The organism is Klebsiella sp. MS 92-3 (assembly GCF_000195655.1).
Classification (GTDB): domain Bacteria; phylum Pseudomonadota; class Gammaproteobacteria; order Enterobacterales; family Enterobacteriaceae; genus Klebsiella; species Klebsiella pneumoniae.
This window is the reverse complement of record NZ_GL882814.1, coordinates 1-7499: the sequence shown is the minus strand read 5'-3', so window position 1 is coordinate 7499 and position 7499 is coordinate 1. Positions and strand designations below refer to the sequence as shown.

General features: G+C 58.6%; 6 protein-coding genes and 2 tRNA genes. 1 reads left to right on the top strand and 7 read right to left on the bottom strand.

Annotation, left to right across the window (positions count from 1 at the left end; genetic code table 11):
• Positions 1–14 precede the first annotated feature (14 nt).
• The 5 genes from lnt to miaB all read right to left on the bottom strand — a co-directional run bounded on the left by lnt (position 15) and on the right by miaB (position 5799).
• Positions 15–1553, bottom strand: a complete 1539-nt coding sequence (gene lnt / locus HMPREF9538_RS13240) for an apolipoprotein N-acyltransferase (RefSeq protein WP_009485181.1) — start codon at positions 1551–1553, stop codon at positions 15–17.
• A gap of 125 nt (positions 1554–1678) precedes the next feature.
• Positions 1679–2557 (bottom strand): CNNM family magnesium/cobalt transport protein CorC, encoded by an 879-nt coding sequence (corC, locus tag HMPREF9538_RS13245; protein ID WP_004197606.1) that lies wholly within the window; start codon positions 2555–2557, stop codon positions 1679–1681.
• A gap of 147 nt (positions 2558–2704) precedes the next feature.
• On the bottom strand, positions 2705–3178 hold the full coding sequence (gene ybeY, locus HMPREF9538_RS13250; protein ID WP_002894722.1) for an rRNA maturation RNase YbeY: 474 nt from the start codon (positions 3176–3178) through the stop codon (positions 2705–2707).
• Positions 3175–4221 (bottom strand): PhoH family protein, encoded by a 1047-nt coding sequence (locus HMPREF9538_RS13255; RefSeq protein WP_004176871.1) that lies wholly within the window; start codon positions 4219–4221, stop codon positions 3175–3177. Before HMPREF9538_RS13255 ends, ybeY begins: the two co-directional genes overlap by 4 nt.
• 153 nt (positions 4222–4374) lie before the next feature.
• The gene (gene miaB, locus HMPREF9538_RS13260; RefSeq protein ID WP_002894730.1) at positions 4375–5799 is read right to left on the bottom strand and encodes a tRNA (N6-isopentenyl adenosine(37)-C2)-methylthiotransferase MiaB; all 1425 of its coding nucleotides are present in this window, start codon (positions 5797–5799) and stop codon (positions 4375–4377) included.
• Between the two features lie 179 nt (positions 5800–5978).
• Between miaB and ubiF the strand changes: the two genes are divergently transcribed.
• On the top strand, positions 5979–7154 hold the full coding sequence (ubiF, locus tag HMPREF9538_RS13265) for a 3-demethoxyubiquinol 3-hydroxylase (RefSeq protein WP_004179039.1): 1176 nt from the start codon (positions 5979–5981) through the stop codon (positions 7152–7154).
• Positions 7155–7273: 119 nt separating this feature from the next.
• Here ubiF and HMPREF9538_RS13270 read toward each other — a convergent pair.
• Together HMPREF9538_RS13270 and HMPREF9538_RS13275 are read right to left on the bottom strand one after the other, a co-directional pair.
• Positions 7274–7348, bottom strand: a tRNA-Gln gene (locus tag HMPREF9538_RS13270).
• Between the two features lie 75 nt (positions 7349–7423).
• Positions 7424–7498: transfer RNA gene (locus HMPREF9538_RS13275), tRNA-Gln, on the bottom strand.
• Position 7499: the final 1 nt, after the last annotated feature.

Below are 7499 nucleotides of genomic sequence, written 5' to 3'. Positions count from 1 at the left end.
GGGGGCGGAGAAACTTATCGGCGACGCTGGCGCAGGCTCATCAGCAGCGCGGCGAAACCAAACAGCGCCGTCAGCGCCCATAGCGGCCAGTTGCCGGTGCGGGCGTAAGGGGTTAAGCCGCTGGCGGGGGTCACGGTGGTGGTCAACACCTCGCGGGTAAACTGCGGGATCATCTTCTGGATCTCGCCGCGCGGGCCGATCACCGCAGTAATGCCGTTGTTGGTGCTGCGCAGCAGCGGGCGGGCCAGCTCCAGGGCGCGCATTCGCGCCATCTGGAAGTGTTGCCACGGGCCGATGGACGTACCGAACCAGGCGTCGTTGGAGATGGTCAGCAGGAAGTCGGTGTCCGGCCGGAAGTTATCCCGCACCTGTTCACCGAGGATTATCTCGTAGCAGATGGCCGCGGTCAGCTTCAGGTTATGCGCCATCAGCTGCGGCTGCACGTAGGGGCCGCGGCTGAAGGAGGACATCGGCAGGTCAAAGAACGGCGCCAGCGGACGCAGAATCGACTCCAGCGGTACAAACTCGCCGAACGGCACCAGATGGTTCTTGTTGTAGCGGTTGGTCGAGTCGTAGCGGTACGGGGTATCTTTGCCGAGAGTAATGATGGTGTTGTAGGTATCGTAACGGTTCTGCTTGTTGAGACGCGCATCGACAATGCCGGTGATCAGCGAGCTGTCTTTTGCGCGCAGCAGATCGTCCATCATGCTGAGGAACTGCTGCTGGTTGATCTCCAGATCCGGGATCGCCGATTCAGGCCAGATAATCAGCTGCGAGTGGCCGATATGCGGCTGGGTCAGCGCCAGGTAGGTTTTCAGGGTATTGACCAGCTGCTTTTCGTCCCATTTCATGGCCTGTGGGATATCGCCTTGCACCAGCGAGACCTGGGTCGCGCGCGCCGGCAGCAGCTGATACCACTGGATATAGCGCAGCGGGAACGGCAGGGCGAACAGCAGCGCGGCAATCGCCAGCGGCTTCCAGTTGCGCTGGACGAGGGCCAGGGCCAGCAGGCCGCTGACTACCATCAGCAAGAAGTTAATCGCCTCGACGCCCATCACCGGCGCGAGGCCTTTCAGAGGGCCGTCAATCTGGCTGTAGCCGAACTGTAGCCACGGAAAGCCGGTCAGCACCCAGCCGCGCAGGAACTCGGTGATTTGCCAGACGACAGGGGCAGCGATAGCCATCCGTATCCAGTTAGTTTTAGGCCACAGACGGGCGAGCAGGCCGGCAAACAGGCCGGTGTAGAGCGAGAGATAGGCCGCCAGCAGAACGACGAGGAAGACGTTAACCGGGCCGGGCATTCCGCCAAACTGAGCGATGCTGACATAGACCCAGTTGATACCCGTGCCGAACAGCCCGAGTCCCCAGAAATAGCCGATCCCGGCGCTTTGCAGCGGGCGTCGGTTGAGGGTTAACGCCTGCAGACCGATCAGCGAAACGATAGCCGCTGGCCAGAAGTCATAAGGTGAAAAAGCCAGCGTTCCGCTGGCTCCAAACAACAGCGCCAGCAACAGACGTACGCGCTGGCGTTCAAGAAGAGAGGCAAATACCATTTAGGTTAATCGTCCCGTTAATTAACGCCTGCTGCTACAGGCTATTCTTTTTGCCAGCCGGACGCGGGGCTCCTACAACCGTGTATGACTCGCGGTCTCCCGGCTGGCCATTTCAGCGCTACCGCTTACTCTTCCAGCTTCGGCTGGGGAGCGTCATCGGGCAGCTTTACATGCACCTGAATGATACGACGACTATCTGCCATTGCTACCTTGAATTGGTAACCATCAATGTCGATAGATTCGCCGCGGGCCGGCAGATGGCCGAAGGCCTGCATCACCAGCCCGCCAATGGTATCCACTTCTTCATCGCTAAAGTGCGTGTCGAAGGCGTCGTTGAAGTCTTCGATGGAGGCCAGGGCGCGCACCGTCCAGGTGTGGCGGCTCAGCTGGCGGAAATCGATATCTTCTTCTTCGTCGTACTCGTCTTCAATTTCCCCGACGATGAGCTCAAGGATATCCTCGATGGTCACCAGGCCAGAGACGCCGCCGAATTCGTCAATAACGATCGCCATATGATAGCGCTGTGAGCGAAACTCTTTCAGCATGCGGTCGACCCGCTTGCTTTCCGGGACGACAACCGCCGGCCGTAACACTTTTTCCATGCTGAAGGCTTCGGCGTCGCTGCGCATAAACGGCAGCAGATCCTTGGCCATCAGAATCCCTTCGATGTGATCTTTATCTTCACTGATGACCGGGAAACGCGAGTGGGCGGATTCGATGATGACATCCAGGCACTCGTCCAGCGTCTGGTTGCGTTTCAGGGTTATCATTTGTGAACGGGGGATCATAATGTCGCGGACCCGCTGGTCGGCGATATCCATTACCCCTTCGAGCATGTCACGCGTATCTTCATCGATAAGGTCGTTTTGCCCGGAATCACGGATCAGCGCCAGCAGTTCATCGCGGTTTTTCGGTTCCCCGTGAAAAAGCTGGCTGAGTAACAGGGAGAAAAATCCCTTTTTGCTGTTTACTGTGTCACTACTGTGTGAATTGTCGTCGCTCATGGCGTCGTTTGGGTTCTCATGTTGATTTAACTGTCGCTCGTCGCGCGTAAACTCAGCGCCGGACGGCATGGGTTGCCTGACTTTCTGGCAGGTAAAACGCAGAAACAGCGGCCGGATGAGGCGCAAGCACCGCCATCCGGCTGGGCGCTATTCCGCAATCTTCTCGGAAATGTACGGGTCCTCATAGCCCAGAGCAAGCATTATCTCTGTTTCAAGGCCTTCCATCTCTTCCGCTTCGTCGTCTTCGATATGATCGTAGCCCAGCAGATGCAGGCTACCGTGCACCACCATATGCGCCCAGTGCGCCTCCAGCGGCTTACCTTGCTCGCTGGCTTCCTGCTCTACCACCTGACGGCAGATGATCAGATCGCCGAGCAGCGGCATTTCAATTCCCGGCGGCGCTTCAAACGGGAAGGAGAGGACGTTGGTCGGCTTATCCTTGCCGCGATAGGTCAGGTTCAGCTCATGGCTTTCTGCAACGTCGACCAGACGAATCGTTAACTCTGACTCCTCCTGAAACGGCGGAATGACGGCGTCGACCCAGCGTTGAAAAAGGGCTTCGTCCGGCAGGCCGCTGGTCTCTTCGCAGGCCAGCTGTAAATCGAGGATCACCTGACTCATTTTTGCTCCTGTTCCTGGGCTTCGCGTTTGCGCTCGGCGGCCAGCTCTGCTTTACGTTTCTGGTCTGCGGCTTCCCATGCCTCATAGGCGTTCACGATGCGGGCGACCACCGGATGGCGCACCACGTCTTCGCTATGGAAGAAGTTAAAGCTGATCTCATCGACTTCCGCCAGTACTTCGATGGCATGGCGCAGACCGGATTTGGTGCTGCGTGGCAGGTCAATCTGCGTGATGTCGCCGGTGATCACCGCCTTGGAGTTAAAGCCGATGCGGGTCAGGAACATCTTCATCTGTTCGATGGTGGTGTTCTGGCTTTCATCAAGAATGATAAAGGCGTCATTCAGCGTCCGTCCGCGCATATAGGCCAGCGGGGCCACTTCGATGACGTTACGCTCAATCAGCTTCTCCACTTTCTCAAAGCCGAGCATCTCAAACAGCGCGTCATACAGCGGGCGCAGATACGGGTCGACCTTCTGGCTCAGATCGCCGGGCAGGAAGCCGAGCTTTTCGCCTGCCTCGACGGCCGGACGGGTCAGCAGAATACGGCGGATCTCCTGGCGCTCCAGCGCATCGACCGCCGCCGCCACCGCCAGATAGGTTTTACCCGTACCCGCCGGACCCACGCCGAAAGTGATGTCGTGATCGAGGATATTGGCGATGTACTGCGCCTGGTTCGGCGTACGCGGTTTGATTACCCCACGCTTGGTCTTGATATTGACGGCTTTACCGTACTCAGGCACGCTTTCGGCGCTCTGCTCCAGTACGCGCGCTTCCTTGATCGCCAGGTGGATCTGCTCTGGTTCAATATCCTGAATCTGACCGCGCATTGGCGCTGTGTCGACATACAGGCTGCGCAGAATATCGGCGGCAGCGTGCACGCACAGGGCGCGACCGGTCAGCTTAAAGTGATTGTCACGGCGGTTGATCTCAATGCCTAACCGACGCTCCAGCTGTTTAATGTTGTCGTCAAACGGGCCGCACAGGGCTAACAGGCGTGCGTTATCCGCTGGCTCCAGGGTAATCTCACGAGTGTCTATGTTCAAACTATTCCTCTTTACGCAGGTGGCCGGACGCGGCGCGTGGCCGGCTAATCAGGAAATTATTTACGTCACAGGAAAATGGCGCAAGCATTGCTGTAGATATAGGGACGGAGAGAGGAATTACAAGGCCTGCCGGAACCGACAGGCCTGAAGGGATCATGGCTGGTAAATTCCCACGCCAAGATCGTTCTCTTTACGGGTGCGGGCAATCACTGATTCGGGTGATTCAGCGATACGCAGACCCATCTCCGCTTCGGTGCGCACGATTTTACCGCGCAGCGAGTTGGTGTATACATCGACGATTTCGACATCGACAAACTTACCGACGAGGTCCGGGGTACCTTCGAAGTTGACCACCCGGTTATTCTCCGTACGTCCGGAAAGCTCCATGATGTTCTTACGCGAGGTGCCTTCCACCAGGATGCGCTGTACCGTGCCGAGCATGCGACGGCTCCAGGCCATCGCCTGCTGGTTAATGCGTTCCTGCAGGATATACAGACGCTGTTTTTTGTCCGCCTCCGGCACGTCGTCGACCATATCGGCCGCCGGGGTGCCCGGGCGAGCGGAGAAGATAAAGCTGTAGCTCATATCGAAATTGACGTCGGCGATGAGCTTCATGGTCTTTTCGAAATCTTCCGTGGTTTCGCCGGGGAAGCCGACGATAAAGTCGGAGCTTATCTGAATATCCGGGCGCGCTTCACGCAGCTTGCGAATAATCGCTTTATACTCCAGCGCGGTATGGGTGCGTCCCATCAGGTTCAGCACACGGTCGGAGCCACTCTGCACCGGCAGGTGCAGGAAGCTCACCAGCTCCGGCGTATCGCGATAAACGTCGATGATATCGTCGGTAAATTCGATCGGGTGGCTGGTGGTGAAGCGAATGCGGTCGATGCCGTCGATGGCGGCGACCAGGCGCAGCAGGTCGGCAAAGCTGCCGGTGGTGCCGTCGTAATTCTCACCGCGCCAGGCGTTAACGTTCTGCCCCAGCAGATTGACCTCACGCACGCCCTGCGCCGCCAGCTGGGCGATTTCAAACAGGATATCGTCGCACGGACGGCTAACTTCTTCTCCGCGGGTATACGGCACCACGCAGTAGGTGCAGTATTTATTGCAACCTTCCATAATCGAGACAAAGGCGGTCGGCCCTTCGGCGCGCGGCTCTGGCAGGCGATCGAATTTTTCAATTTCCGGGAAGCTGATATCAACTACCGGACTGCGGTTGCCGCGCACGGAGTTAATCATCTCCGGCAGGCGGTGCAGGGTTTGCGGCCCGAAAATAATATCGACATAGTGCGCGCGCTGGCGAATATGGTCGCCTTCCTGGGAAGCCACGCAGCCGCCGACGCCAATAATCAGGTCCGGGTTCTTCTCTTTCAGCAGCTTCCAGCGGCCAAGCTGATGGAAAACTTTTTCCTGGGCCTTCTCACGAATTGAGCAGGTATTGAGCAACAGCACATCTGCTTCTTCCGCCACTTCGGTCAGTTGATACCCATGTGTCGCATCCAGCAGATCGGCCATCTTTGATGAATCATACTCGTTCATCTGACAGCCCCAGGTTTTAATATGGAGTTTTTTTGTCATTGACTTGCTCATGCTCAGTAATAGATATCCAAAACGCGGGGATATATACAGGGTGAATTTCGCATTCCAGGGCGCGTATTGTAATGCTTTGGTCGCCCCCTGACCAGTGCGAGCGTTATCGCCGCAAGAGGGCGAAAAATCCGGTAAACTTAACGGATTCTGCTTTAAGGATAATAGCCATGACAATTCACGTAACAGATGTCGCCATCGTGGGCGGCGGCATGGTCGGCGGCGCCCTGGCGTTAGGGCTGGCGCAACAGGGATTTACCGTGACGGTGCTTGAGAAAGCGGCGCCACCGGCGTTCGATCCGGCATCCGCCCCGGATGTGCGGATCTCGGCGATCAGCGCGGCTTCGGTCGGCCTGCTGAAGAGTCTCGGCGTCTGGGATGCCATACGGGCGATGCGCGTCCACGCTTATCGCCGTCTGGAGACCTGGGAGTGGGAGAGCGCGCACGTCGCCTTCGACGCCGCGGAGCTCAAGCTGCCGGAGCTGGGCTATATGGTCGAGAACAAGGTTCTGCAATGGGGCCTGTGGCAAGCGCTGGCGGCGCATGAGGCGGTTACCCTGCGCGTCGGTAGCGAACTGAAAACGATGCAGCGCGGCGAGACGCAGACGGCGTTGCATTTGCGCGAGGGGGAGACGATCCACGCCCGGCTGGTTATCGGCGCCGACGGCGCTAACTCCCAGGTGCGGGAGATGGCCGGCATCGGCGTGCACGCCTGGCAATATCAGCAGTCCTGTATGCTGATCAGCGTCGAATGCGCCGACGATCCCGGCGACAGCACCTGGCAGCAGTTTACTCCCAGCGGCCCACGCGCCTTCCTGCCGCTGTTCGACCACTGGGCCTCGCTGGTCTGGTACGACGCCCCGGCGCGGATCCGTCAGCTGCAGAGCATGACCATGGCGCAGCTCCAGCAGGAGATCGCCAGTCACTTTCCGGCGCGGCTGGGACGGGTGACGCCGCAGGCGGCCGGCGCCTTCCCGCTCACCCGGCGTCATGCGCTGCAGTATGTTCAGCCCGGCCTGGCGCTGGTGGGCGATGCGGCGCACACCATTCATCCACTGGCGGGGCAGGGGGTTAATCTTGGCTATCGTGATGTCGATGCCCTGCTGGAGATCCTGGCGGAAGCGCGCGGCCGCGGCGAAGACTGGGCCAGCCTGCCGGTGCTGAAGCGCTACCAGGCGCGGCGGCGAGCGGATAATTTTATCATGCAGTCGGGGATGGATCTGTTTTATGCCGGTTTCAGCAATGACCTGGCGCCGGTGCGGATGCTGCGTAATATTGGCCTGATGGCGGCTGAACGCGCCGGGGTGCTGAAGCGTCAGGCGCTGAAGTATGCCTTAGGCTTGTAAAACCGGCTTCCCGGGCAGGGGCGTAGCGGAGAGCGCCTGCCCGGCAGTCAGTACGGAGTAAGCATGTCAGGACGCCAATAGCAAAAAAGCCCACCGAAGTGAGCTTTTTTGCATTGAAATGGCTGGGGTACGAGGATTCGAACCTCGGAATGCCGGAATCAGAATCCGGTGCCTTACCGCTTGGCGATACCCCAATTGTCTGTTGCGCTTGACCGTAACTATGCCGGTTGAGGGCAACAGTGCGTTCACTGCTGAACGACTTTTAAATTTGGCTGGGGTACGAGGATTCGAACCTCGGAATGCCGGAATCAGAATCCGGTGCCTTACCGCTTGGCGATACCCCAA